Annotated in this window: 26 protein-coding genes; all 26 read right to left on the bottom strand. The window is 47.1% G+C overall.

Translation table 11 applies throughout. From position 1 onward, the window contains the following. Position 1: 1 nt before the first annotated feature. The 26 genes from QFZ48_RS16625 to QFZ48_RS16500 all read right to left on the bottom strand — a co-directional run bounded on the left by QFZ48_RS16625 (position 2) and on the right by QFZ48_RS16500 (position 25,689). A complete protein-coding gene (locus QFZ48_RS16625) occupies positions 2-1,519 on the bottom strand; it encodes a phytoene desaturase family protein (RefSeq protein WP_429050973.1) in 1,518 nt (505 codons plus the stop codon). Next, positions 1,506-5,381: a 1-acyl-sn-glycerol-3-phosphate acyltransferase gene (locus tag QFZ48_RS16620; protein ID WP_429063033.1), complete on the bottom strand. Its 3,876-nt coding sequence runs from the start codon at positions 5,379-5,381 to the stop codon at positions 1,506-1,508. The genes QFZ48_RS16625 and QFZ48_RS16620 overlap by 14 nt, the downstream gene beginning before the upstream one ends. After that, entirely contained in the window at positions 5,374-6,567 is a 1,194-nt protein-coding gene (locus QFZ48_RS16615; protein ID WP_429050977.1) for a DUF2062 domain-containing protein, read from the bottom strand. The genes QFZ48_RS16620 and QFZ48_RS16615 overlap by 8 nt, the downstream gene beginning before the upstream one ends. Beyond that, positions 6,568-6,927, bottom strand: coding sequence for a 3-hydroxyacyl-ACP dehydratase (locus QFZ48_RS16610; RefSeq protein WP_429063032.1), 360 nt, complete (start codon positions 6,925-6,927; stop codon positions 6,568-6,570). A 34-nt stretch (positions 6,928-6,961) separates the two neighbouring features. Then, complete coding sequence (locus tag QFZ48_RS16605) at positions 6,962-7,585, bottom strand: hypothetical protein (protein ID WP_429063031.1); 624 nt, start codon at positions 7,583-7,585, stop codon at positions 6,962-6,964. Beyond that, positions 7,563-8,195 (bottom strand): outer membrane lipoprotein carrier protein LolA, encoded by a 633-nt coding sequence (locus QFZ48_RS16600; protein WP_429050982.1) that lies wholly within the window; start codon positions 8,193-8,195, stop codon positions 7,563-7,565. Before QFZ48_RS16600 ends, QFZ48_RS16605 begins: the two co-directional genes overlap by 23 nt. Continuing rightward, positions 8,188-8,967, bottom strand: coding sequence for a polysaccharide deacetylase family protein (locus QFZ48_RS16595; RefSeq protein ID WP_429063030.1), 780 nt, complete (start codon positions 8,965-8,967; stop codon positions 8,188-8,190). Before QFZ48_RS16595 ends, QFZ48_RS16600 begins: the two co-directional genes overlap by 8 nt. Further along, entirely contained in the window at positions 8,961-9,962 is a 1,002-nt protein-coding gene (locus QFZ48_RS16590; protein ID WP_429063029.1) for a beta-ketoacyl synthase N-terminal-like domain-containing protein, read from the bottom strand. Before QFZ48_RS16590 ends, QFZ48_RS16595 begins: the two co-directional genes overlap by 7 nt. 76 nt (positions 9,963-10,038) lie before the next feature. Continuing rightward, positions 10,039-11,235 carry a beta-ketoacyl-[acyl-carrier-protein] synthase family protein gene (locus QFZ48_RS16585; protein WP_429050986.1) on the bottom strand — a complete coding sequence of 399 codons (1,197 nt, stop codon included), beginning with the start codon at positions 11,233-11,235 and terminating at the stop codon, positions 10,039-10,041. After that, positions 11,232-11,498, bottom strand: a complete 267-nt coding sequence (locus QFZ48_RS16580) for a phosphopantetheine-binding protein (protein WP_079470532.1) — start codon at positions 11,496-11,498, stop codon at positions 11,232-11,234. The genes QFZ48_RS16585 and QFZ48_RS16580 overlap by 4 nt, the downstream gene beginning before the upstream one ends. A 19-nt stretch (positions 11,499-11,517) precedes the next feature. Continuing rightward, a complete protein-coding gene (locus QFZ48_RS16575; RefSeq protein WP_429050988.1) occupies positions 11,518-12,072 on the bottom strand; it encodes a beta-ketoacyl synthase N-terminal-like domain-containing protein in 555 nt (184 codons plus the stop codon). 67 nt (positions 12,073-12,139) lie between these two features. Beyond that, a complete protein-coding gene (locus tag QFZ48_RS16570) occupies positions 12,140-13,396 on the bottom strand; it encodes an NAD(P)/FAD-dependent oxidoreductase (protein ID WP_370912300.1) in 1,257 nt (418 codons plus the stop codon). Positions 13,397-13,440: 44 nt separating this feature from the next. Continuing rightward, on the bottom strand, positions 13,441-14,502 hold the full coding sequence (locus tag QFZ48_RS16565; protein ID WP_429050991.1) for an SAM-dependent methyltransferase: 1,062 nt from the start codon (positions 14,500-14,502) through the stop codon (positions 13,441-13,443). Positions 14,503-14,516: 14 nt separating this feature from the next. Further along, positions 14,517-15,662 carry a beta-ketoacyl-[acyl-carrier-protein] synthase family protein gene (locus QFZ48_RS16560; RefSeq protein WP_429063028.1) on the bottom strand — a complete coding sequence of 382 codons (1,146 nt, stop codon included), beginning with the start codon at positions 15,660-15,662 and terminating at the stop codon, positions 14,517-14,519. Positions 15,663-15,674: 12 nt separating this feature from the next. Continuing rightward, positions 15,675-16,094, bottom strand: a complete 420-nt coding sequence (locus QFZ48_RS16555) for an acyl-CoA thioesterase (RefSeq protein WP_079470537.1) — start codon at positions 16,092-16,094, stop codon at positions 15,675-15,677. Positions 16,095-16,097: 3 nt separating this feature from the next. Further along, positions 16,098-16,853, bottom strand: coding sequence for a hypothetical protein (locus QFZ48_RS16550; protein WP_429050996.1), 756 nt, complete (start codon positions 16,851-16,853; stop codon positions 16,098-16,100). A 6-nt stretch (positions 16,854-16,859) separates the two neighbouring features. Beyond that, complete coding sequence (locus tag QFZ48_RS16545) at positions 16,860-17,285, bottom strand: 3-hydroxyacyl-ACP dehydratase (RefSeq protein WP_429050998.1); 426 nt, start codon at positions 17,283-17,285, stop codon at positions 16,860-16,862. A gap of 75 nt (positions 17,286-17,360) precedes the next feature. Continuing rightward, complete coding sequence (locus QFZ48_RS16540; RefSeq protein ID WP_429050999.1) at positions 17,361-18,236, bottom strand: lipid A biosynthesis acyltransferase; 876 nt, start codon at positions 18,234-18,236, stop codon at positions 17,361-17,363. Then, a complete protein-coding gene (locus tag QFZ48_RS16535) occupies positions 18,236-18,493 on the bottom strand; it encodes a phosphopantetheine-binding protein (protein WP_370912293.1) in 258 nt (85 codons plus the stop codon). Before QFZ48_RS16535 ends, QFZ48_RS16540 begins: the two co-directional genes overlap by 1 nt. 95 nt (positions 18,494-18,588) lie before the next feature. Continuing rightward, positions 18,589-19,815, bottom strand: coding sequence for a beta-ketoacyl-[acyl-carrier-protein] synthase family protein (locus tag QFZ48_RS16530; RefSeq protein ID WP_429063027.1), 1,227 nt, complete (start codon positions 19,813-19,815; stop codon positions 18,589-18,591). A gap of 49 nt (positions 19,816-19,864) precedes the next feature. Beyond that, entirely contained in the window at positions 19,865-20,593 is a 729-nt protein-coding gene (fabG, locus tag QFZ48_RS16525; RefSeq protein WP_429051002.1) for a 3-oxoacyl-ACP reductase FabG, read from the bottom strand. 48 nt (positions 20,594-20,641) lie between these two features. Continuing rightward, entirely contained in the window at positions 20,642-22,177 is a 1,536-nt protein-coding gene (locus QFZ48_RS16520; RefSeq protein WP_370912290.1) for an HAL/PAL/TAL family ammonia-lyase, read from the bottom strand. A 146-nt stretch (positions 22,178-22,323) separates the two neighbouring features. Next, positions 22,324-23,613 (bottom strand): hemolysin family protein, encoded by a 1,290-nt coding sequence (locus tag QFZ48_RS16515; RefSeq protein WP_370912289.1) that lies wholly within the window; start codon positions 23,611-23,613, stop codon positions 22,324-22,326. 23 nt (positions 23,614-23,636) lie between these two features. Beyond that, on the bottom strand, positions 23,637-24,368 hold the full coding sequence (locus QFZ48_RS16510) for a ZIP family metal transporter (RefSeq protein WP_370912288.1): 732 nt from the start codon (positions 24,366-24,368) through the stop codon (positions 23,637-23,639). Then, on the bottom strand, positions 24,365-24,943 hold the full coding sequence (locus QFZ48_RS16505; RefSeq protein ID WP_429051006.1) for a phosphatase PAP2 family protein: 579 nt from the start codon (positions 24,941-24,943) through the stop codon (positions 24,365-24,367). The genes QFZ48_RS16510 and QFZ48_RS16505 overlap by 4 nt, the downstream gene beginning before the upstream one ends. Positions 24,944-24,945: 2 nt before the next feature. Further along, the gene (locus QFZ48_RS16500; RefSeq protein WP_429051007.1) at positions 24,946-25,689 is read right to left on the bottom strand and encodes a class I SAM-dependent methyltransferase; all 744 of its coding nucleotides are present in this window, start codon (positions 25,687-25,689) and stop codon (positions 24,946-24,948) included. Positions 25,690-25,718 lie beyond the last annotated feature (29 nt).

The raw sequence follows: 25,718 nt of genomic DNA, 5'->3' as shown, positions 1-25,718 counted from the left end.
TTCAAGTATATATTGACTGATTAATTTCATTTACCAAAAAATCCATTCCCAGCAACTCTGCCGAGGTGATCACACTGCTGATAGTTACCCCTAAAATTCCATGCAAGTTCAGGTTTTGACCGGTAAGATACAAATTGGATAGTTTGGTGCGGGCCGAAACCATTGTCCGTAGCGGATCTGCACTATCTTTTGCTATGCCGTACATACTGCCGTCGCTGGTACCGATGTAATCACGATAAGATAACGGCGTAGCCACATAGGAAGTATGAATACAATTACGGAAGCCGGGAAACTGTTTTTCCACGCAATCGATCAGCAGGTTGGCTTTTCTTTCTTTAAAAGCTTCATAGTCCGCGCCCCTGCTGCCTGTTTGCAACACTGTATTAAAAGTATGCTGCCATTGCTTTACTTCGTCGTACCGCATGTAGGTCATGATGGATAAACTATCTGCCCAGGTTTCATGCCGCGAGCTGGCCGACACATACATCGCATAGGTTTGCGGCCAATCTTCTTCTTTATAGTCAATTCCTGCCCAGGCGTTGCCCGTGGCATGGTAGTAATGATTGTAGTTAAGGTATTTAAAGGTACCTGGTTTCAATGCCACGTTCAATACAAAAGCCCCTATAGAGTTCTCTAATCCCTGCATACGGCTGCGGTAAGCGCCGCGCAATACATCGCTATGGGTAATCGCCATGGTTTGCGCCGGATGCAGGTTGGAAATATAATGCGTGGCCTGTACCGTTCTCCCATCCTGCAATACAATATGATTTACTTTATCACCTTCGCCGTGGATAGCGGTAACCGCCATATTGCGGATTACCTCTCCGCCGTTCTCCCGGATCTGTTGGCACAACAGCTTTCCTATTTGGGAGCCGCCATCCACACACTTCCAGGAGCTTTTCATATAACTGTTTAACACCAACGCGTGTACGTAAAATGGTGTCTTCTCCGCTACACCAGCATACAAAAGATTGTTACCAGCCAATACCTGCTGCAGCTTTTCATTGCTGGTAATACTGCGCAAATACTCAGCGGTATTCAGCTGTAACACCGACCGCTTCTCTTCATAATCGCCGGTACGGAGATTATACAGCGGGAACTTACTGCAGACTTCCGTGATTTTATTGCAATAAGCACGCAATGCGTTTTCTTCCCCAGGGAAATCTTCCAGCAACGTGCGGATAAAATTTTCTTCTCCCTGCGCTATCCGGTATACTTTATCATCGCCGGCAAAACTGATATGGTCAAAACCATCCATATCCATACGTTTCAGCCGGAGCTTATCATAAATGCCGAGGTATTTAAATACTTTGTAGAGATTTTCACCGGGCGCCAGTCCGCCAATATAGTGCACCCCCGAGTCAAAAATAACCTTATCGCGTGACCATGTTTGCAGGCATCCACCCGTTTGCCTATTTTTTTCGTATATGCATACACGATACCCATGCCGGCTGAGGATAGCTCCACATACCAGTCCGCCAAGGCCGCTGCCTATAATGATCACATCATAGTGGTGCATAATCCTCCCGGGGAAGTTTTTTTATCACAAATATTACGTTAGAGGTATACCGCGTATTGTCTATTTCCTCCGCCACCGCGCCGTATTTGTGAACAAGACTACGGACATGTGCAGCTGAGAAAAACGACAATGGCTGGTCTTTCGTTTTATTAAACCCAATTACTTTTGTAGACATAAACTCCGTGAACTTCGTCCGCTCGTGCCTTTTGGCCATGTCGCTGTCGCCATCACGGATTACAATCACGCCATCCGGCGTAAGGCGCGCTATACACTGCTGCAGCAGCATTTCCTGCTCACCGGCAGGCAGGTAGTGCAATACATCACTCAGTATAAAGGCGTCGTATTCTTTAAAAGGAGTAGCCGAAATATCTCCATGAATAAATTGCAGCTGTTCCGGCTTATTATAACAGTAAGCGGCAGTGGCAATCTTATCTTCGTCATAGTCAATACCTGTGATGGTTCTGCCCGGTGCGGTCCAGGTAAGCATGTAATCCATGAATCCATATCCGCAGCCAATATCCAGTATACGTCCTTCTTTGGGCAGCAACTCATGGAACAGCTGGTAATTGTTTTCCATCGCCGTTTTCACGCGCATATACCATTCCAGCACCGGCCCTTTGTAGATGTAATTATACTTCAGCTGCTCCCGGAAATACTTTGGCACTTCCGTTTCTGCGCGCAATAGCTCGTATTGTTGTTTAAAATACCGGCTGATAGATTTCGTACGTGCGCTGTAGTTATCTCCCCACGACTTATCCTCCTGCCTGATACGCGGCAGGTATTTTACCGATACCGTTCCATCTTTCAACAGGAAATCTCCTTTACTCATCGTATAGGCGGTACCGTGAATCACCATTGGTAAAATATCCAGCCCCAGTTGCTCTGCAATATAAAAGGCGCCTTTATGAAAACGCTTAATAGCCGGATCGGGAGAACGGGTGCCTTCCGGGTACACCACAATGGAATAGCCCGCCTTCACTCTATCTCTCAGCCTGTCAATAGCTCCTTCTGCGCCATCCGCTACGGGGTAGTAATCCGCCAGGCGAACCACTGACCCAAACACCGGCGATCGCCATACCCATTGATTGGTAAGCAATATCACCTTCGGGTGCAGCATAGTGGATACCAATATATCGAGGAAAGACTGATGATTACTGATAATCACCGCCGGTTTCTCCAGTTGTTCATTGGAAGGATTGATGATGCGCTTCTTCACATTGCGCATAATATACAACACGCTGTGCGTATAAGCAGAAAGTATACGGTGATACAACACCTTGCCCTTTTCTTTATTGAACGGATTCCAGCGTATCAGCACGGTACCAATAGCGGTAAGGATAAAACTGCCCATGGCAAAATAAGTAAAGGAAAACACAGACAGCGTCCATCCTTTGAAAGTCCATGGTGCAAAGCCCTTCCGTACACGGCCGGTGATCAGCCAGTTAAACAGAAAAGGGATCATTACCTGCGAAATCAGTACTACAGTGCTAATACCGATAATAGAAATCAGCGCAATAGATTTAAGCGAAGGATGTTGTGCAAAGATCAGCACACCAAGCCCAAGAATAGTGGTGATGGCCGACAGGAAGATAGATGATTTAAAAGAAGAAAGGGTTTTCTTTCCGGTTCTGTACTCCTGCAACAGCCCATCCATCATAAAGATGCTGTAATCATCTCCCAAACCAAAAATAAAAGTAGAAAGGATAATATTTACAATATTGAACTTAATCCCGAAAAGCCCCATAATACCTAATATCCATACCCAGCTGATGGCCATCGGGATAAAGGTGATGAGCGCCAGTTCAATGCGGCCATACGATAACAACAAGGCAAAAAATACCAGCAGGGAAGTCATCCACGCAATGCTGTTAAACTCATCTTTCACTACTTCCACCAGGCGGTTAGCGGCGTATTGCTTGTCCAGCACTGTCGTATTCGGGATATTTTCCAACGCATCGTATACTGCCTGTTTGTGCGCCGGATCTACTTTCAGCAATGTTACTACGGAGGTAGTGCCGTTCTTCTCTATGATAAAATCTCCCAGGTTGCCGCTGCGCAGTACCTTCAAAGCATCCGGATCAAGTGGTTTGAAATCATTGTTTATCAGCTGATCGAACGGATCAAAAGCTGCCTTGCTAAATCCCAGCACACTCCCCTCACTACGGAGATATTCCAGCAATTGTTGTTTCCTGTCTGCCGTCCAGTATTTGTTCCAGCGGTCAATGCGTGCCTGTTGTTCTTTATTGGATAACAGTAACGCCTGTACGCCGGCATACTTTTTTACGATGCCCTTCTGCTGCAACCGTTCAATAACCGGCAACAGCTTTTCGCCGCTTTCAAGCGCCCCTTCCAGGTCCCGGCCATCCGATACTACATATACCGACTGCGCTACATAGGAATTCACACTGTTGAGCTGTGCTTCTGCTGCTTTTAATTGCGGCGTCATGTAATTCATACGCATCATATCGCTTTCAAAGGATACGTTGCGCGCGGTATAGAAAAATACGATCGTCAGCAGGAAAATAGCGCCTACCAGGTATTTATTTTTCTCCGGCCGGTATGCCGATAATTTGTCGAGCCAGTTATCATGATGCGCGGCTACCTGCACCGGTTGTTGTCCCATCACAATCCAGTGGGGCAGGAAAATCAGCGAAAACAATGCAGCGCCCACCAGGCTGAGTGCGGCAAACAGCCCCACATCTTTCAGCATGGGGGAATGCACGAACTGCAAACACAGGAACCCGCCGATAGTAGTGAAGCTACCGAGCGTCATAGGGGTAGCCAGGTCGCTGATTACTTCACGGATATCCTGCGAATGGCGGTAGTGATTAAATACATGCAGCGAATAATTCACCGCAATACCGAGTACTACAGCGCCCGCACCCATGGCCATTACAGAGATATGCCCTTTAATAACGTATATCCATGCCAGTGAAAACAGTCCGCCGAAAATAACCGGCAGCATGACCAGCACCGGCGCTCTTTTCTTTTTAAAAAACAGGGCGATCAGCACTATCAATAGTACTACGGTAATGCCTTGTGTTAAAAAAGTATCCTGTCTTAGCTGCGTGGCATTGCCCACAGATACAGCGGTTCCCCCGAAGTAAGAAGCGGCAATGCCGGGGTATTGCCGATCAAGACTATCTTTTATTTTATCCAGTCCTTTCAGGAACTGTGCATTGATTTTTGTGGCGCCCGGCGGATTTGCCGGGGTGATAAAGATCATCAGGTGTTTATGATCCCTGGTGATGATGTAGTTGTCGTACAGTTCAAACTGGTCATCATACTGCAGGTGTTGCAGTTTCTTTACGCCTATCCAGGAGATGCCTACGGGATCGGCCTGGATCATCTTTTTTAACACCAGTCCTGTTGGTGATATCAGCGTATTATAATCATATTGTAACGATTGCTGCAGTTGCCCGGGTAACAACAAACTATCAATCTTCGCGTAATCATTTTTTTCCAGGAAGATGGGCAGGTGTTGTTGTATCACCTGCATCAATCCCATTATCATGGCGTCGTCTGTTTGCGACTGGATCTGCCTGATATAGGGCGATAGCTGCGTGCCCGCCCTGGCAGACAGTTCTGCGGCATAAGCCGTTAGGCTGTCGGGCCGGGCTTCCTGTGTAGTATCTTTTTGGGAGATGGTAACAATCAGCTTGTCTGCAAATCTGGAATCCTGGAACACCTGTTGCAGTTTATCCAGTTTCTTATCCTGCGGTAAAATTTTGGTAATATCTTCTTCCAGCTTTATTTGTGCAGCAAAATATCCAACCAGCAAAAAACTGGCGATGGTGCAACACCACAGCCATGCCTTACGCCGCTCAAAAAAATTATAGATCGCTACAAAAAGATTACCCATTTCTTCGTTCTTTTCTAAAAATTGTCAGTATTGCCCAACTCACTATCCAGGCCAGCAATCCACCCAATACTGCCAGTGTAATACTGCCAAATACATATTGTAACAGGTTATCCCTGATGGTGTCGAAGTTAATACCATTGGAAAATACCAGGTCTTTGGCAGTTTGCCCCATCCATACCCGGCCGGCCAGGAAGCTGGCAAAGATCACAAACGGCGTTAGCGGCGGCGTGCTAATATGCGCAAAAAGCAGTACCAACGCCTTATTCAACCTGAATTTTATAGACAACAGGATAGATACCAGCAGCTGGAATCCCCAGATAGGTATGATCCCCATAAAAATACCAAAGCCAATGGAAGCCGCTTTCCTGATATTGGATTCGTCAGACTTCAGCACTTCTTCTTTCCACATCTTTTTCCAGTTTTCTTTTTTTAAAAGAAAACGGATCAGGTCGCGGGGCTTGATATATAAAAAGGTGACGAACACCAGTATGGTATTCAATACAGTAATACGCGAAACATCCCTTACCGGTCTGAAATGTGATACCCGCTCTTCCGGTGGCGGGTAATATACACGCACAGGTGTCCAGTCCACCTTGATACCTTTCCACGCACTACGCACCAACACCTCTATCTCAAATTCGTATTTGGTGCAGAAGTAATGCATTCTCCCCATGCGCTGCAGGGGATACAGGCGGTAGCCGGATTGTGTATCGGGGCCTTTTAATCCGGTAGTTACGTGAAACCAGAAGTTAGATACTTTATTGGCAGAAGTACTTTTGCCCGGCATATTCTCCTGGTGCAGGTTCCGGGCGCCTATGATCAGCGCCCCGGGATGTTCTTCAATCTGCTGCAACATGGTGGGCAGGTCGGTCGCAAAATGCTGCCCGTCGGCATCCATGGTGATTACATAGTCGTAGCCCTGCTCCAGCGCATAGGAAAATCCGCGGCGAAGCGCCACTCCTTTACCACGGTTGGGGCTATACGAAACTATTTGCAGGGAAGGGAACTTTTCCAGCACCGCAGCTGTTTCATCTGTAGCGCCGTCGTTTACCACAATCACATGACTGGTATAGGTAAGCGCATCAGACAATACAGCGCCCAGGGTACCGGCGTTGTTATACGTAGGAATGAGCACCGCGGCGCGGTGACGTTCAAAATGTTCGTTATGTGTAGGCTGACTGGTCACTTAATTGAATATACCCTGGAACTTCATAAATATTTTATCGTCGCGCTTCAGCGTAGCATTCACTTTCCACCCTCCTTCATCTTCTTTGTAGGTAAGTGAAACATCCACCAGTGGCTGTTTCACCGGGTCTATCATATGCAGGAATTTCATCTGGCTGGCCTTTTTCAGCATCACCTTTTTATCCAATACGCTTTCCAGCATTTCCGTAATGGTCTGCATCATGCATACACCAGGCACTACAGGCTGTTCCGGAAAATGACCCTGGAATATGGGATGTGCCGCATTCAATTCGATGGTGGCAGTCACCTGCCCTGGTTCCCGGGATTGCGCTGTGACGGTATAAAAATTTCCTGCTAACATTGAACTTATGTGATTATATAATTAAGGTGACGTTTTACTTTTCTACTTTCTGCAATGAAATATTGAATTTGAAATGCTCATGACGGATGTTGATCGTATCCGGCACACCATTGTTATAATGCTGCATCCATACGGTGACAGCCGGTTTGCGGCGCGACGACTTTTCTATCCGTACCAGTTCACTACAAGCCGTGTCCGTGATATAATAGTTATTACCTTTTTCGGTAGGTACCACTGTATAACGGTAACGGTTATCCACAGCTGTATGTGCCGCCCGCAGATCGGGCCGCAGCAGTACTAATGCAAAGTCCTGCTGCAAGGTTCTCACCACCGCCTTCTTGTCCATTTTGGCCATCAGGTAGTGTTTGGTAAAATTTCCCTGCTTGTCAAATTCAAAATCAAAGAACTTAAATCCCATCTCATTGGCAAATACCACGCGGATACTGCTATCCGGCATCTGCTTAAAAAACAGGAGTCCGCTCAGGTGATGCTTCAGGATATCCACCTGTGTGCTGTACAGCGTGGAGGTAAACTGCGGGCTGAACTGCCTGATACAAGTCACATCGCCGTTTACAGGCTGCAACCCTTTGTACACCGACCGGCAACCTGCCATCAGCAACACGATGCCCAACAAGCTACTTAGCAGAAAATACCGCATCCGGGATATTTGTGTTCAATTGTTTATGTAAAAAACTAATGGTGGTATCATCACCTGATGATTCTGCCATTGTAATCTTTGATACAGAATAGTCCTGTTTATCTACCAACAACACAATCGTTTGAAAATATGTTTTCATCACCTTGTTTACCGGCGTAAGCTCCAGGCGGTAATACTGCGCATTTTCAGCGGCTTTGGTAGAAAAATCGGCGTTATCCAGCACAGTTCCTCTTACACAATCCACCGTAATTTTATTGATCTGCTCAAACAGCTTATTATTCTTTCCCGATACTTTATTCTCTTTCTGTGCATCTTTGATACGGATATCTTTCCCGTTAATCACCAGCAGATAATAAGAAGGCTGGAGGTATTCCATTCTTACTTTATTATCTTTCTTAAACCAGAATTTCCCTTTAGACACAATTTTATCAGACAACATGCTCAGGTTCTTTTCCTGTACAAAATCGCACTGAATACTTTGTGTACTCTGAGCCGCTTTTGCAAACTGCTGTTTCAGCGGCGCCATATCCGCTACCGGTTTAAACCCGGACTGCGCCTGCATTTGCAGGCTCACCACACATCCAATTAATAATAACAGCCATTTACACATATGCTCGAACATTTAACATTTTATCAATTCTCTCCAGGCGGTATCCCTTTTCACGGATGCCCCGGATCAGCTGAGGCAGTATGTCGGCGGTTATTTTACAGGTATCATGCAACAAAATAACTGCTCCCGGTTTCAGCTGCTGCATGATCCGGTGCAACAAAACCGTTTCATCTTTTGCTACTGTATCCAGTGAGCGTATGTTCCAGCCTACCGGCAGATAATTCCCTGCCTTTACTGCCCTTGCCAGGTTAGGATTGGTTACGCCGTAAGGTGGCCGGAACAACCGTGGATGCAAGCCTGTAGCATTTACCGTAAGCGCATCCATTTCCTGCATATCCTTCAGCATGTTACCAGACAACTTCATATCAAACCAGAAGTGATGTGAATAAGTATGATTGCCTATTACATGTCCCTCTTCGTATATCCGTTTCAGTAAGTACTCATTCCCCCTGATATTTTTCCCGATACAAAAAAAAGCAGCAGGTACCTGTTCCCGATACAGGATATCCAGTATCTGCGGCGTATATGCCTCCTGTGGCCCATCGTCAAAAGTCAGTGCCACTACCTTTTCCGTAGTACTGGCCTCACAGAACGCCTTTAAAAAAAAACCCGATTCAATATTCATCGCCCCGTAAACAGTTACCGGGAGAAAAATAAGCACCGGCAAACTATACCACCAGAAAGAAATACCATACGCCATTACTTTATCCAGGAATAAAAGTACCAGGAGCGTGATAACAGCAATGATATTTACAATCCTGTTGTTTAGCATGCAGTGAGTAATACCAGTGAATGATGTGTTCCCTGGTGATGATTATAGATTAATACTTTTTTTATCTTCTCCGGCGCCCTGCCAAAAAACACTGCTGCTTCCGGCACTTCCTGCTGCGCTATAATGGCATTCGCCATCCAAACGCCAAATGCCGCTGCTGTAGGGTATTCCCCGCAGAGGTGTTTAAAGCTGGCTTCCGCATGATCAGGAAATAAGGCATCGGCTACTTCTTCATAAATTTCATCCTGGTCAATATCCCCGTTCCTGCCGGTAACGATCAGATCGATATCTGCAGGCGTGCAATTATTATCTTCCAGGAATTTCATGATGTGCCCGATCACTTCTCCTTCCCAGAGCGGCTTGTATAAGGTGCTTACACCGGATAATTCGGCTACAGCGCCGGGTTGTTTGGCAATACCCAATGTAAAAAAGGCGGCGCCTTCTCCGGCAATAGTGCCCCTGGAAGGACTATTCAGCAGTTCCATCGTTTTTACCGGCGTCTTTTTATAGAGTCCGAAACGCGACAGCAACTGGTGACTGTGATTCGTAATTTCATCCACGCCACCGGCGAGAATATGTTGTGCCGAACCTTCTTTCAATATCATGATAGCGTCCAGCAGGGCGTTTTCAAAAGAAAAGCCGCGATGAACGAAGGTATTGTTATATCCGTTGCAACCCAGTAGCAGCGCAATCTGGCCGGCTACGGTGTTGTGGGTGCTTTGTATAAATGCAGTAGGCGTCAGCATTTCCTCCTGCTGGTTTACCATTTTGGTGAGGAACACGCCGGTGTCGTCCAGGCAGCCATAAGCAGTACCGGTAATGATAGCATCCGGGGCGGTAACACCGGCTGCTTCCAGGCTTAAATTCGCTGCCCCTACTCCCATTTTCACCACGCGGCTCATCCTGCGGATCTGTTTCACATCAATCCACTGTTTGTAGTCCGGGTCCACTGTCGCCAGGCGTACCTGCTCATATTCCCTTGGAGCCGCCAGCAAAGGGCCTCCCTGTGCAGTTTCCTGCGGAGAAATACAACCGGTGCCATTTTATATAGATCTGCATAATTTATAGCTGTTAACTGGCCCTTGAAAATACGAGGCTGGAACAATTGCCGCCAAAACCGAATGAGTTGGACATTACATGTTGCAGATCATGACCTGCAGAAAAGGCGGTAACGGGTGCAAACGGTAACTCCTTCATCTGGTGTTCGAAACGTGCATTCGGGTAAATAATTCCTTCCTTTACTGCCAGCGCCGAAAATACAGCTTCTATGCCGCCGCTGGCGCCCAGCGTATGACCTGTAAAGGATTTGGTAGAACTCATTGCCGGGAAATACGGTGCAAAGAGCCGGTTTATAGCGATTCCTTCCGATACATCGTTGTTCTGTGTACCAGTACCGTGTAAATTAATATAACCAATTTGTTGTGGCTGCAATCCGCTCATATCCAGCGCACCTTTCATGGCCAGGTAATTACCGGTGCCATCCGGCGAAGAAGCCGTTTGGTGAAAGGCATCGTTGGCGTTGGCGAAGCCGCTGAAGCGGCACCAGGGCTGCAAACGGGCAGCCAGGCTGTCGGACACCAGTACCACATAACCCGCGCCTTCGCCGAGGTTAAGCCCCGTACGGGTATCATCGAAAGGCCGGCAGGGTTGCTGATCCAGGATCATGAGGGTGTTGAACCCGTTGAGGGTAAAGCGGGTCAGCGCATCTGTACCACCGGCAATTACTACATCCACAATGTTGTTGCGGATCAGCCGGGAGCCATACATAAGTGCGTTGGCGCCGGAAGAACAGGCGGTGCTGATGGTAGAAATATGATGACGCACCCCAAGGCTGTCGGCCACCAGTTCTGTGATGCTCCCGCACTCGTGGTGAAGCAGGTTTTGCAACCGGCCACCACGGGGATCAGACAGGTACTCCGCGAAAAAATCCTCGGTTTTATCCATCCCACCCACGGTATTACCTGAAACAAACCCTACCCGGTATTGGGAAATATCTCCCAAACCGCTGGATTGCCACGCCTCACGGGCGGCAATCATGCTCAGCAGGGCCGTACGGCTGATATTTTCCGGCATCCGTGCTATATCAGCAAGGGTGGCGTTATCGGCCTTTACTTCCGCTACCGGAAAAGTACTGCGGTGAACAGAAGACAGGTGCTGCATGGCTTCCATACCGGGCTTCATGTCCCGGAATGATTGTATACAGGCAGGTACGTCCAGCCCGATACCGCAGATCACACCACCACCTGCTATCCACACCTTTTCACTCATGCCTTTACGGTTTGATTTTCGGTAATATACACCGCCATCGTGCGCACCGAGTGGAAGATCTTCGGTCCTTCTTCAGGATTGGCAATGCGGATATTGTAGTGCTGTTGCAGCAATACAATCAATTCCAGCGCATCGATAGAATCGAGCCCAAGCCCCTCCTTTGTAAACAACGGCTGATCGTTGCCAATGCTGTCCGGTGCTACTTCCTGCAAGTTCAATTGTTCTATGATCTGCGCTTTCAGATCCGCCATCAACTTTTCCACTGTAGTTTGATTAAAGTTATTAACTGTTTTTTTGTTGATACAACGCTGACAAAGCCGCCTCCGTTAACGGGATGGCATTGTTTCGCTGTTTATTTTCCACGAGGAATAATACTGCCTCGTATGCTTGTTCCATTACTTCCACCCACCCGCAAATACAAGCCTGTAAAGGCGTTTCTGCCAGCAGCTGTGCCGGATAGGTACTCATTAAAGCCGTATCAAAAATATCTGATACAAAAAAAGTATTCTCTCCTTTAAAACCATGCCGGATAGAAATCTCTCCCATCACGATATTCGGCAGGGTATACACAAACAGCGCCGGACTGGCAAAGTCCTTTACAGTAGCGTAATACCGCAAATCCGTATCCAGGCTGCTGCTCCGGTTGGACAATACCATGCCCGTTTGCTCCGGTGACAACGAATGGATGCCGGTATCTTTCAGCAATACTTCCGCTGCCAGCCAGCCCAGCTTGCTGAGGGCATCCATTTTATGGAATTTAGGATATTGACCGGAAAAACGGTCATATCCCGCCCGCAGAAATTCAGGTAATTCCAGCGCGGAATCCGCTTCCCACAACAAAGAGCCATTTAAATAAACCCTGTTTTGCCGTATGACGCAACTCCCCGTAATATATGTCGATCCGCTATTCAATCTCAGGGCTGCTTTTTAATTTTTCTGTTAATTCAATAGTTCTTGCCAGACGTTTTAAGGCAGTATCATGATTTTTCACAAAGGGATTGTTCATATCCCACACATAACCAGCCAGTACAGAACAAATTTGTCCTTTTATCAGCGGATCAGCATCTTTTTTAAAGAAAATAGTATCCAGTGTACCTTCGTACCAGGCCATTACATAAGAGCGGAACGTATTCACGCCCTGCATAGTAGGCTCCATATACTCTTTCTCCCAGTCAACCGCCTCACCTTTCAGTTTCCGGATCACCAGTTTTGCCGCCGTTTGTGAAGAAACACAGGCCAAAGTTACACCAGATGAGAAAATCGGGTCCAGAAATTCTGTCACGTTGCCTGTCAGCACAAATCCATCCCCGTAAAATTTATCCGTGGTGGCAGACCACGACTGTAAAACACGTGGTTCAAATACCAGCTCTACATCGCGGAAACGTTCCCTGGTATAGGGTTCCGCCTCCAGCAGGGCGCGGTATTTGTCCTCATCAGTGCCGGGGTACTGCTCAAAAAACTCAGGATCTCCTACAAAACCCAGGGAAGTAACCCCGGTAGAGAAAGGAATGATCCAGATCCATACGCCTTTTTTATGCACCACCGCGGTAATGCGGTTTGGCTGGTCGGCCATGGAACGGCGCACATCCACCGTATGGGCAAACAACGCCTTACGGGGTTGCAGGTTGGAGTTTTTCTCCAGGTTGAATAATTTGGGAATTACCCGCCCGTAGCCACTGCCGTCTACAATGAAACGGGCGGCTATCTGCGATTGCTGGCCATCTTTATCTTCCACGGTTGTAATGGAATCGGATCCATTAAAACGTATATCCGTTACGGTTGTTTCATAAGCTACCGGCACTCCCATACTTTCTACGGTGTCGGCAAGCGTTTTGTCAAAATCGGCACGCGTTACCTGCCAGGTCCAGGTCCAGCCCGGCGTAAATTGCTCTTCGAAAGTAAAATCGCAGAGCGCATCTCCTTTTACAAACTTTGCCCCATACTTCTGCTGAAAACCTTTTGCTTTGATGGCATCAATAAATCCTGCTTCTTCCAGGGCTTCCATGCTGCGTGGCAACAGGCTTTCGCCGATTACAAAACGGGGGAATTTCTGCTTCTCCACCACTTTTACCTTGTACCCTGCCTGATGAATAATAGACGCCGCTACTGTTCCCGCCGGACCTGCCCCTATTACCAGTACATCAACTTGCTCAGTTTTCATAAGTGACGATTTTGGGAGTTATAAATTTTATGCGATTGGATTGGTTATTTTTTTTGACATTTCAACAAAGTATAATTCATGCCCATCTGGTCATTTTCCTCGATAATCGTTAACCCCGCATCGTCAATACACTGGAAGAAATCATCTGTGTGATACATCTGGCTGTTACCATTAGCCATAGCGGTAAAGTACAGGGAAGTCTGCTGCAGGCAAAAAGCGGCGGATTTAAATTGCTGGCGGTTCCAGAAAGGTTCCAGGATATATACTGTTCCTCCGTCGTTGAGCGCTTCGCGGCAACGTTTCAGGATGGAAACAATTTCTGCTTCAGAAAAACAATCGAGGAACTGGCTCATCCAGATGGCATCAAAGCCCTTCGGAAAGGGTACTTCCTCGTGGAGGATGTTTGCAATATGAAAATGCACGCGGTTTTCCACGCCGGCATCTTTCATTTTCTGCTGTGCCAGTCCTGCCTGACCCGGCAAATCAAAGATGGTTACTTCCACTTCCGGATCTTTGGCCGTGCAGGCCAGGGCCCACTTACCGGTGTTACCACCGATATCGAGCAAACGTTTCGGTTTCTTTTCAAAAACAATATCCAGCGCCTGAGGAGTGGCAAGGTCTGAATAGTAATGGTCGAAGTCGAACCAGCTTTTACCTACTTCAGGTGGCAGCAGCGACAGGCCGGGATAAATCGTATCCCAGGGACCGAGTTCGCGCAGGCCGGCGGGCTTTCCTTCTCTCAGGCTTTCCTGCAGGTGATTCATGCCTTTGTAGCAGATATCCTGTGAAAAGTCCATATTGATGCGGGTAAGCTGATCATGTAAAATAAAGTAACCGGTTTTGGTGAGGGTATACCGTTTATCGTTCACGATCACCAGCTCCATACCTAAACCTGCTTCCAGCAACACTCTTACGGCATAACGCGACATTTTGGTTTGCTCCATTATTTCCTCAATGGTAATACCGGCAGAGCGGCTGTTGCTCACTGCCGTTAAAATGCCCATATCACGTAATGCCCGGGTAGCCTGAAAAGCAACGGGGGCAAATGCCAGACGCAATGCCGCTTCTTTTGCTTCGAGTGCTGTTTTTGTTTCTTTATTAAACACGACAATAACTTTGTTTAGCTGTTAAGATTAAAAACCATCGCTGCATTGCATCCACCGAAACCTGATACTGTTTTCAGGAAGTGGCGGGATGTTTTTTGCAGCGGGGTATTATGAACATTCACCGGCATACTTACACCGGGTATTTCAAATCCTTTTGTCGGCAATACCACACCGGCTTTCATGGCCTGCATGCTGATGATTGCTTCAATGAGCCCGGCGGCGCCCAGCGTATGACCGTAGTAGCCCTTCAGGCTGTTCACTGGTACTGCTGCCAGGCCTGCGTGGTGCAGCGCCTTCGCCTCCATTTCATCGTTGTACAGCGTGGCAGTGCCATGCGCCGATACAAAACCGATGTCGGCAGCGGTTAGTCCGCTGCCATTTACCGCGAGCTGCATTACTGCCGCCAGTTCTTCGCCGGTACGGGAAGGACCGGAAATATGATTGGCGTCGTTGCTGATAGCGCCTGCACCCAATGAAAAGAGCGCATTCCCTTTCTCCCTGCTGAGGATCACGGTGGCCGCGCCTTCTCCGAGTGTAACACCTGTTCTGTTGGCATCGAATGGTTTACAGGGAACGGCGCTTACCGCCTGGAACGACTGAAACCCCGATAACACAAAGCGGGTGAGCACATCTGCGCCGGCCACCACTATATGGTCATAACGTCCCGATTCAATGAGCCGTTTGCCGGTTAAAATGGCTACCAGTCCGGAAATACAGGCACTGCTAATCACCAGCGGTTCATTAGCGGCGTTAAAATGGGCCGCCAGCTTCTTTGCGGTGGTGTACAGCTGCATGTTGGCCAGCGGCGGTACGGCGCCTTCGGGTTGCTGCTCCAGTAATTCAATATTTCCTTTTGTAGTGGAAACAATGAAGCCGGTACGTGTATCCGTAAGCGTAACAGCAGTTTGCTGCAGGGCCGATTGTATGGAGGCAACCAGCAGCCGCTCAAACCGCGTATATCCTTTTACGTTAGTGTTTGCCGTAAAGGCATCCAGTAGCGCAGGCGTTGTGATGGCGCCATAAAACGGAGCAGCGGCATAGGCAGCATTGTTGTGCTGCGCTATGCCACTGTTGCCAGATAACACCTGGTCAAAATTTTCCCGGGTAGTACTGCCAAGAGGCCCCACAATATTATCTGCTACTACATACACCTGTTGCATAGTACCCTTTGGTTATACCAGTCCGTGCTTCTTTTTCCATTCACTGAAAAAAGGAGGAGCAATCAATTGCAGGGAAGAAGTTTCCTTGTCCAGGAATACCTGTACGGAAGAACCCTTTGCTACTATTTCCCCTGTGGCGGGATTGGTAAGGATGTATTCAAATTTTATTTTTGCTGCCAGGTCGTCCACATACCTTGTTTCTACTATTACCCTGTCGCCGTAGCGCAAAGAGCGTTTGTAATCACATTGTACATTTACTACCGGCACGGTGAATCCTTCTTCAAAAATATCCAGGTATCTGAGCCCATATTTTTCTCCGAAAGCTTCCCTGCCATCTTCAAAATACCGCACATAATGCCCGTGCCATACTATTCCCAGCGGATCTGCTTCATTAAATCTTATCAGTATGTTGGTGCATTCAGTGAGTATCATAATTTATCCTTTCTTCTTTGGTTTCTTTGTTGCGGGTGTTGTACCGGCAGCTTTAGTTTCCTTCTTTGCTGCTGGCGCCTGCACTACCGGTTTTGGTTCCTCCGGATCTTTGGCGTCAGCATATTTGGTTTTCAGTTTGCTGTAATCATCATTGATCTCTTCCAACGCGCTTTTAATGGTAGCCAGCCAGTAGTTGCGCCATGCGAAGCTCCATTTCTGGCCTTTACCCACATAACGTTCTGTGAGCAGTACATTTTTCCGGTCCATATCTACTATGGCCAGCCACATAGACGCACTTTTGCTGGTTTTGCTCATACCTTCCATTACCAGCATTACGCCAATTCCGTGTTTTCCGGAAAAATCATACGATTTCACCACTTTGGTGATGTCTTCCGGTTTAAGACGTTCAAAGTCGGAAGATTCGTCGGATTTCAGCGCATCTTTATTGATGGCTTCATTGCGTTTGTTCACCAAACCAATACTGGTATTGTATTTATCGCGGTGAAATGCGCCTGGTACATCGTACTTCTTTTGTTCGTTCACAATTACCTGGTTCAGGGCAGTAAACTCGTGGTCTACGATCGCATCTGTTTTGGCAGCGGCGTCACCTATCAGTTTAGCCTGTGTAAAATCCACGCCCAGCCAGGTAAAGCTCGAATCTTTGTTGTCCAGGAAGTTCTTCAGTGTCTGAGCATTTGCTGTCATAGCCATCATGCTCAACATCAGCAACGGAAGTGCAATTAATTTTCTGCAGTTCATGTGTGATTAAATTTGGGGATTGATGAATATTTTCATTTCACATTGTGCCATCAGGCGGCCGTCAAACATTACTTTGCCGGTTACCATAGTGGCGTTAAACACTTCACCGCCGATTTCGGTGGTCGTTTCTATCATTTGTCCTGCCGGCGGCAGCTCCAGTATTTCCAGGTCTTTCACCGCGCCAATAAATCCCAGGGGAACGGGTGTATTTTGTTGTTTGGCGATATAGCCGATGCGGGCAGCGGCGGTTTGTGCAATATTCTCCATCAGGCCGGGCGCCGTAAGCACTCCATTCTCCACAAAAATATTATCAGGTGCGATATGAAGACCGGTGCGGGTGATGGGGCCATCTACTGCCAGAATACCACTGATCATTACAATGGGGGTACGCTGGGGAATATAGGCGGTGATATCGTCTGAATGAATAAACATCTGCACAAGTTATTATTAAATATGAAACACGAAATAAATAGAATTATACGAAATTATGAACAGTAAAAACACGCATTATTCCCAAAAATCGTAATAATTGAACCATTGCACCGGGTAACGGTATACTTTTTCTTCCACATGATGCACAAAATCCTGCAGGGCGGTTTCTACTCCCTGGTTACGCCGGCCGTGGTACTGACGGGGCTCGGTCGCAAAAAAATGATAGTGGGCAGACGATTCCTTAAAGGCGAATACCACGGAAACCGGCACCCGGAAGGTGGCGGCTAACAGGAAAGGACCCAGCGGGAAACGGGCGTCCTGTCCTAAAAAAGGGACTGTTACAGTTTTATTACCGGGCAGAAACCTGTCGGCATGCATACACACCAGTTCTTTATTACTCAATGCTTCATTGATAGCATAAATGTGCGACAGGTCGTCTTTGATCACGATAACATTCATATTCCGGTCGCCCGTAATACCAGACAGGTAATCTTTGATCCGCTGGTGTTCGCCATCGAACATCACGATATTAATACGGGTTTGCAGGCGCTTAAACAAATGACCTGCCACTTCCCAGTTACCCACATGTGCGCTCAACAGGATACCGCCTTTGCCACCGGCAATCATTTCACGTAAATGATGTTCTCCCTCAAACTCAAAGGTGAATTTATTGGACATATCTGCCATTACCACCACCTTATCGATCAGTGTTTGACCAAATACGTAATAATTCCGGTATAAACTGAGCAATGCGCGCGCCCTGCTATAACCAATTTTTTTACGGAGATAATGATAGACAGGTTTTGAGGAACTCCAGGAAAATGCAAAAAAATAGAAGGCTACAAATCTCAGCAACATATACGCAGGCACCACCCCTCCATGCTTCAACAGGAAAACAAAACAACTATATCCGAACTTACTCCCTTTAGATTTTCCTTGCCAGGAGGGCATTATACCAGTTCTTTTTGTTGTACACGAGTGGCTACATAATTGTAGAAATCCTGGAAAGTAACAATAGCCTGGAATTCTTCGGGATTTACTTTAAATCCGAAGTTATCTTCTATTACTACCACCATATCGATATAATCCAAACTATCCAGATCCAGTGTGGATTTCATGTTTGCTTCCGGCGTGATGGCCGCGGGGTTTGCTTCAAACTCCTCTACCAGAAACTTATTCGTAACAGTTATTATCTCTCTAATGTCCATAAAGTGTGAAATCAGATATAGGTCGGTTTAAAAATTGTGTTTACGTAGTCCATTGGTCAGCTAATCCTATTCCGAGCGCCCAAAGTTAAGGATATTTATTTTCCATTCCACCCCCTTACTACCAGGGACGAATTTGTTCCTCCAAAGCCAAAAGAATTCGACAAAAATATATTAAAATTTTTATTAATTGTACTGGTTACAATATTTAGCCTCGCGGCATCCTCATCGGGGTTATCCAGGTTGATATTGGGGGCAATAAAGCCGTGCTGCATCATCAGCATGGAATACACAATTTCACTGGCGCCCGCCATCCAGCATTCATGGCCGGTCATGGATTTCGTAGAGCTTACGTACGGGCGCGAACCGCCAAATACTTCATGAATCGCTTTGGCCTCGCTGGCATCGCCGGCGGCGGTAGATGTAGCGTGCGCGTTGATATATTCTATATCTCCCGGCTGTAACCCTGCATCCTGCAGGGCTATCTGCAGGGATCTTACAGGTCCGTCTACAGTAGGATTGGAAATATGCGCGCCATTGGAGGAAAAACCATATCCCAGCACTTCACCTAAAATAGTGGCGCCCCTGCGCTGCGCAGATTCAAGGCTTTCCAGGATCACGGTGGCAGCACCACCACTGGGTACCAGTCCATCCCGGTCGCGGTCAAATGGCCGGGAAGCCCTGGTAGGATCGCTTTCCCTCACCGAAAAAGCGGCAATGGCATCAAAATTACCCATGGCATACACATTCACTTCCTGTGCCCCGCCGCAGATCACAGCGTCCTGCATACCGTTGCGGATAAACATATACCCAAGCCCGATGGCATGTGAACCACTCGCGCAAGCTGCACTTACAGTGAAATTCACGCCCCTGAGCTTAAAAATAGTAGCCAGGTTCATATTTACCGTGGAGTTCATGGTCTGGAAAACAGATCCTGAACCCACCAGCATCGTATCTTTTTTAGCCCGCATTATGTCATTGGCTTCTACCACCGGTTTTGCGGAGCTGTCGTTACCATATAAAAGTCCTATAGGTGTGGAGTCGATATATTCAGGTGTCATGCCTGCCTGTGCAAGGGCTTCCCGGGTGGCCATATAGGCAAATTCCGCCTGTTCAGGCATCATAAGCCTGGCCCGGCGATCCAGCAATCCTTTGAGTTCAGGTCTTTCTATATACCCGGTTAAACCGGAACGGTAACCAAATGTCTTTCTTTCAGGATCCAGTACAATACCGGATTTGCCCTGATACAATGAATCTTTCACTTCCTGCATGTCCTTTCCGATGCAGGAATAAATTCCCATCCCAGTGATCACTACTCTGTTCATAGCTCTTAGCTTTTAGCGGTTAGCCTATAGCCCAGTAATATTGACGTTATTAAGTGTGCAGCCCCCCATTGATGTTCAAAATTTCTCCGGTAATATAACCTGCCGACCTGGAAGCCAGGAAGGCCACTGCATCTGCCACCTCTTCGGCTGTGCCAAAACGGTTCATGGGAACCTGCGCTGCCAGCTCCTTTTCATTCAGTTCAGCCGTCATATCTGTTTTAATAAAACCCGGCGCAACGGCGTTCACCGTTACCCCTCTTTTGGCTACTTCCTGTGCCAGCGCCTTTGTAGCGCCTATTACCCCTGCTTTGGCGGCAGAATAATTGGTTTGTCCGGGTAAACCTTTAATACCGGACAGCGATACCATATTGATGATACGTCCGTAACGTTTCAGCAACATGCCATTCAGCACCTGCTTGGTTACGTTAAAAAATCCATTCAAACTGATATTGAGTACATTACTCCATTGCGCCTCATTCATCCAGAACATCAGGGAATCTTCCCGGATACCTGCATTATTCACCAGCACTTCTATCTGTTGATCTTTATTATTTTCCACCCAGCCTCCCAATACCTGTTGCACTTCGGCGGCATCGCCTACGTTAAATGGTATCAGTTCACCGGTACTGCCTTTTGCCTTCACTGCTTCCAGCGTTTCCAGTGCTGCTGCCTCATTTCCCTTGTAGTTGATCAGCACATGATAACCTGCTTCGGCCATCTTAATACATACTGCCCTTCCTATTCCCCTTGACCCTCCTGTTACTAATGCACATTTCATGAATTACAAATTACGAATGACGAATGACGGCTAACCACAATTATCTGATCAGAACTGGATCGGCATATTCTTTACCAGGTAAGCTTTAATTTGCTGAAGATCTTTATAGCGCGGGCTGTCCTCAATAAATTTAGGGAAAATTGCTCTCACTTCCTGGTATACTTTGTGTGAAAATCCCGCCAAACGGTCCTGGCAATTCAGATAATCCACCGCCTGTAACACTGTCATTACCTGTATAGCCAATACCTGGAAAGTATTTTCTATTACCTTGCTGGTCATAACAGCCGCATTGGTTCCCATACTCACAATATCCTGGTTATCGTTGTTGTTCGGAATACTGTGTACGTACATCGGGAACGACAATGTCTGGTTTTCCGCCACGGTGGAGGTTGCCGTAAATTGCACTCCCTGCATTCCAAAATTAAAGCCAAGTTTACCGAGGTTCATAAACGGCGGAAACTTGTGATTCAGCTTATCATTCAGCAGGTAGTTGAGTTGTCTTTCTGCCAGCATCGACAATTTGGTGATGGCTATCTTGATTTTATCCATTTCCAGGGAGACATAATCGCCGTGGAAATTTCCGCCGTGGAAAACGTTTTCCAGGTGATGATCCACTACAGGATTATCACTCACGGAATTCAGCTCCTGTACCACCAGCTTCTCTGCCTGTGCAAGGGTATCGTAAACAGGCCCCAGTATCTGCGGTACGCAGCGCAGGGAATAATATTCCTGTACTTTATCTTTAAAAATTTCTTCTTCCAGTTCTTTATAGAGATGATCAGGGCGATGGCGCACCATTTTGCTGCCAGTAAGGATCTCCCGCATTTTTGCGGCAATCTGCTGCTGGCCTTCATGCTTTTTCACGGCATTCAGTTCGGCCGACAGGTGATCGTCGAATGCTTCTACTATTTCATTGATCATGGCAGATAATACCACCGACCATCCCAGCAGCTTCTTCGCTTCAATGAGGTTTACCAGCCCGATACCCGTCATGGCGGAAGTGCCATTTATAATGGCCAGTCCCTCCCTCACATGGATGCCTATAGGTTTCAGGTTCAGTTTAGCAAAAACATCTGCCGTAGGCTGATATTTATCTTCATACCAAACCTCTCCTTCCCCGATCAGTACCAGCGCCAGGTGGGCCAGCTGTACCAGGTCGCCGCTGGCACCTACGCCTCCATGCTCAAACACACAAGGATATACGTTTTTGTTGATCAGGTCTTTTAAAAGATGTACCACTTCCGGGTGAATACCGGAATGCGCCTGCATAAAGCTGCTCAAACGGGCGATCATCAGGGCTTTGGTATGCAACGGCGACATGCAGTTGCCGGCGCCGGAGCTATGGCTGCGGATCAGGTTATACTGCAACTGGAAAGTATCTTCATCACTGATGCGGTATTGGGCCATCGGACCAAAACCAGTGTTGATACCGTAGATCAGTTTCTTTGCCGAAAATTTCTCGAGGAATAAAAAACTAGCTTCCACCTGCTGCAAAGCCGCTGCTTCCAATGTCAGCTCTTCCCCGCCCAAAAGGACCCTGTACACTTCTTCCAGAGACAGTGCCTTACTTCCTATTGCAACCATTTTATCTTAAATTAAATTATTTGTATATGTAAAAAAGTGCTCAAAATTAGCATAAAGCTAGATTTATCCAAATAAATAACAATCCCATTCAACGAATTACGGGTAATTACGCATGCGGTTTTTACTTATCAGGGAAGGGAGCAAGCTTATTCTTCTTCGTTTGTTGTTGGCGGTGTAACCAGTACTTTGTCGATACGATGCGCATCCATGTCCACTATTTCAAAGGTAAAATCTCTCCAGGAGAACTTCTCTCCCGTTTGAGGAATGTGTTCCAGGTGATGCAGGATAAACCCTGCCAGCGTATCAAAATCCTGCTCAAATTCGGTCATCCAGTCTTCTTTATCAAATTCTTCCAGGAAATCATAAAACGGGATCTGGGCATCTACCAGCCAGGTCCCATCTTCCCGGAGCACCATTTCATAGTCGTCGCTTTCAGCTGTTTCCGGCATATCGCCCACTATGGCTTCCAGGATATCATTCAATGTAATCATTCCCAGGAAGGTACCATATTCATCTACAATAAAAGCGGCGTGCAGGTGCGTTTCCTTAAATTTCTCCAACACCTGGTAAGCGGTATTATTTTCCGGCACAAACAACGGCTTACGGATAATTTCTGTAAGCGGGGTCGACTGGCCCGCTACCGAATACAGGTCTTTGATGGTAATTAATCCCTTAATACTGTCTATCTGCCCGTCACACACGGGATATACCGAATGCAGGCTGTCGAGGATCGTTTGCCGGTAGGTGGCCGGTTCATCATTGATATCCAGCCAGGTAATATCATTACGGTAAGTCATGAGCGACGTGATATTACGGTCGCCCAGGTGGAATACCCTTTCTATGATCTCCTGTTCTGTTTCTTCAATGGCGCCGGAACTGGTACCCTCATTAATAATGGCTTTGATCTCTTCTTCCGTAACATGGGGTTCACCGGATTTGAGATTTAACAATTTTATCAGTGCCGCAGAAGAAGCGGTTAATAACCAGATAAAAGGAAAAGTAAGCCAGGAAAGCACCTGCATGGGCTTCGCCATAAACTTGGCGATCGCTTCCGGTTTGGCCAGCCCGATACGTTTCGGAACCAGTTCTCCCAATACCATAGAAAAATAAGTGATCACCACTACAATGAGAATAGTGGCCACCACACTGCTGTAAGGCTGTATGGCCGGAAAGGTATTGAGCCAGGCCATCACATCAGTTTTGATGTTCTCGCCTGAATAAATACCCGTTAAGATGCCGATCAGCGTAATACCGATTTGCACGGTAGAAAGAAAGGTGTCCGGATTGTTGGCAAGCTTTAAAGCTGCCTTTGCTTTTTCATCCCCTTTATTGGCCTGGTTCTCCAATCGGATCTTCCGGGCCGAGACCAACGCTATCTCCGACATCGAGAACAGGCCGTTCAATAAAATAAGGATGAGGATAATGACGACTTCCATATATAAAGCCTAAAAATAAAAAATTATTCAAATATCAGGGTTAGAAATGCCAGAAGCAAGCCTACGGCTATTGCCAGCACTTTCTTCCTGCTGAGTTCATGATGTTTTGTACCACTTTCGTAAAAGATAGTAGTGGAAATGTGCAGAAATGCACCCACCACCAGCGCTACCACGTATAAAAAGTAATGTTGTATCACTTCAAATCGGCTTCCCAGCCAACCCGCCAGTACTGCGGCCAGCGGCGTTACCAGCGCAAAAATGATCAGGATCCGCCAGAGATCCGCCCTTTTCTTATGGGCATGCATCATCACGGTAATAAGCGTTAATGCCTCCGGGATTTTATGAGCAGCAACGCCCGCCATCAGTGAAGGCAGCGCAGAATGATCATTATATTTAAAGCCCAGCGGCAACCCTTCCATGAACGCATGGATGGAAAGCCCCAGCAAAAGCGGGGTAACCGCAATATGATGGTGATGCTCCTGCGGCATATGGGTATGGCCATGTTCCATTCCATGCGAAAGCTGCTGCAGGAATACCTGCAGGAAAAATCCCAACACAATATAAACACCCGCCTGGTGACCCAGCGCCTCGTACACTTCCGGCAGCAGGTGCATAATGATCACGCCGAAAAGAAAAGCCCCCGTAAAAGCGAGCAGGTAAATGGAAAAGTTGGCATTGACGCGTTTTACTGTCATGGGAATCATCCCACCAGCAATGGTTGCAGCCAGTATTAGTATCAGATAGTTCCAGTTCATGATGCGAGTTCAGACTCCAGTCTTATGCGGCGTTGAAAAAAACTGCCGCTCAGCAGTCCGATTAAAATACCCAGTACCGCACCTCCTGCCACATCGAGCGGATAGTGCACCCCTACGTATACCTGAGCATAGGCAATAGCAGCCGCCCATGCAAAGAATAACCAGGCGTACCGGTGAAATGCCTGTTTTAAAGTTATGAAACAAAATGTAGCCAGTGCAAAATGATTGGCGGCATGATTAGAAGTAAAACTTCCACTCATAGGACAATACACCACCAATACCCGGGCGTAATGCGACACCAGCGGATCACGGCAGGGCCGCACCCTTCCGATCGCGCTTTTCAGGTACAAGCTGCTCTGATCTGCCACGCCAAAGCACAGCAGGAAAAATAATATCCAGAAAAGGCCTTTCCAGCCATAGTTAATAGTTACAAACAGCCCCAGGAACAGGTACAGCGGCGCCCAAACAAAAGGCTCCCTTAAAAAAGGCAGCACCACATCCAGGAACCCGTTATACCATTGACCATTAATATGAAAGAAGAGCCGGAGATCCCCGCGGAGTATCGATTCAAGCATGGCTATGATTTTGTGGCGATGATGATCAGTCGTGGCGAACGTTGTTCATCATAGCTGTTAAAGTGATAGTCGCCGAATATTTCTGTTATTTTGAGTCCCTGTTTGGCAAACATGACCTCAAACTCCTGCCTGGTAAAGGCATTCACGCTTTCTGTGTAAGTAGCGCGGCGCATTTTTTCCTTATCCAGGATACTGATTTGCTTCATAAATTTATGCGCCTTCAGTTCCCGGCGGATATCAAATACCACATTGTCCTTTTCCTTTACTTCATCATTCACCAGGTGGGCAGCTACATAATTACTGTTCAGGTAGTCCAGCACCAGTTTACCACCCGGCTTCAACGCATTTTTGAGTGTACGCAATGCGTTGTCATTATCGCGCTGCGATTCAAAGTAGCCAAAGCTGGTAAAGAAATTAAACACCACATCGAAGTAGTTTACCCAGAAAGGTAAGCGCATGTCATGCTGAAAAAAGCTCAGGTGATTATTTTCCAGCTTTCTTGCCACATTAATACTTTCGATAGAAAGATCGATCCCGGTTACATAATAACCTTTATCTGCCAGGTATTTGGCGTGCCGTCCCCTTCCACAGGCTACATCCAGCATTTCCGCATCCGGCGCCGGTTGCAGATAGGTGAGTAACTTATCAATAAATGCCGCGGCTTCCCTGTCATCCCGGTTGTTGTACAACAGGTGATAATAAGGAGAATTAAACCAATCTTTAAACCATAGTTTATCTACTTCCATATTTTGTGCAGCTATAGGCAGAAACTAAC

Source organism: Chitinophaga sp. W2I13, assembly GCF_050434005.1.
Taxonomy (GTDB): domain Bacteria; phylum Bacteroidota; class Bacteroidia; order Chitinophagales; family Chitinophagaceae; genus Chitinophaga.
The sequence above is the reverse complement of the archived record's forward strand: the minus strand, read 5'-3'. Positions and strand labels throughout refer to the sequence as shown.

Excerpts from the sequence above, each read along its gene's own strand:
- QFZ48_RS16530 (WP_429063027.1), bottom strand. The coding sequence starts at position 19,815 with ATGAACAGAGTAGTGATCACTGGGATGGGAATTTATTCCTGCATCGGA.
- QFZ48_RS16510 (WP_370912288.1), bottom strand. The coding sequence starts at position 24,368 with ATGAACTGGAACTATCTGATACTAATACTGGCTGCAACCATTGCTGGT.
- QFZ48_RS16520 (WP_370912290.1), bottom strand. The coding sequence starts at position 22,177 with ATGGTTGCAATAGGAAGTAAGGCACTGTCTCTGGAAGAAGTGTACAGG.
- QFZ48_RS16620 (WP_429063033.1), bottom strand. The coding sequence starts at position 5,381 with ATGGGTAATCTTTTTGTAGCGATCTATAATTTTTTTGAGCGGCGTAAG.
- fabG (WP_429051002.1), bottom strand. The coding sequence starts at position 20,593 with ATGAAATGTGCATTAGTAACAGGAGGGTCAAGGGGAATAGGAAGGGCA.
- QFZ48_RS16625 (WP_429050973.1), bottom strand. The coding sequence starts at position 1,519 with ATGCACCACTATGATGTGATCATTATAGGCAGCGGCCTTGGCGGACTG.
- QFZ48_RS16515 (WP_370912289.1), bottom strand. The coding sequence starts at position 23,613 with ATGGAAGTCGTCATTATCCTCATCCTTATTTTATTGAACGGCCTGTTC.
- QFZ48_RS16555 (WP_079470537.1), bottom strand. The coding sequence starts at position 16,094 with ATGATACTCACTGAATGCACCAACATACTGATAAGATTTAATGAAGCA.
- QFZ48_RS16595 (WP_429063030.1), bottom strand. The coding sequence starts at position 8,967 with ATGCTAAACAACAGGATTGTAAATATCATTGCTGTTATCACGCTCCTG.
- QFZ48_RS16560 (WP_429063028.1), bottom strand. The coding sequence starts at position 15,662 with ATGCAACAGGTGTATGTAGTAGCAGATAATATTGTGGGGCCTCTTGGC.
- QFZ48_RS16605 (WP_429063031.1), bottom strand. The coding sequence starts at position 7,585 with ATGCGGTATTTTCTGCTAAGTAGCTTGTTGGGCATCGTGTTGCTGATG.
- QFZ48_RS16545 (WP_429050998.1), bottom strand. The coding sequence starts at position 17,285 with ATGTTTATTCATTCAGACGATATCACCGCCTATATTCCCCAGCGTACC.
- QFZ48_RS16535 (WP_370912293.1), bottom strand. The coding sequence starts at position 18,493 with ATGGACATTAGAGAGATAATAACTGTTACGAATAAGTTTCTGGTAGAG.
- QFZ48_RS16550 (WP_429050996.1), bottom strand. The coding sequence starts at position 16,853 with ATGAACTGCAGAAAATTAATTGCACTTCCGTTGCTGATGTTGAGCATG.
- QFZ48_RS16540 (WP_429050999.1), bottom strand. The coding sequence starts at position 18,236 with ATGCCCTCCTGGCAAGGAAAATCTAAAGGGAGTAAGTTCGGATATAGT.
- QFZ48_RS16570 (WP_370912300.1), bottom strand. The coding sequence starts at position 13,396 with ATGAAAACTGAGCAAGTTGATGTACTGGTAATAGGGGCAGGTCCGGCG.
- QFZ48_RS16600 (WP_429050982.1), bottom strand. The coding sequence starts at position 8,195 with ATGTGTAAATGGCTGTTATTATTAATTGGATGTGTGGTGAGCCTGCAA.
- QFZ48_RS16505 (WP_429051006.1), bottom strand. The coding sequence starts at position 24,943 with ATGCTTGAATCGATACTCCGCGGGGATCTCCGGCTCTTCTTTCATATT.
- QFZ48_RS16585 (WP_429050986.1), bottom strand. The coding sequence starts at position 11,235 with ATGAGTGAAAAGGTGTGGATAGCAGGTGGTGGTGTGATCTGCGGTATC.
- QFZ48_RS16610 (WP_429063032.1), bottom strand. The coding sequence starts at position 6,927 with ATGTTAGCAGGAAATTTTTATACCGTCACAGCGCAATCCCGGGAACCA.
- QFZ48_RS16500 (WP_429051007.1), bottom strand. The coding sequence starts at position 25,689 with ATGGAAGTAGATAAACTATGGTTTAAAGATTGGTTTAATTCTCCTTAT.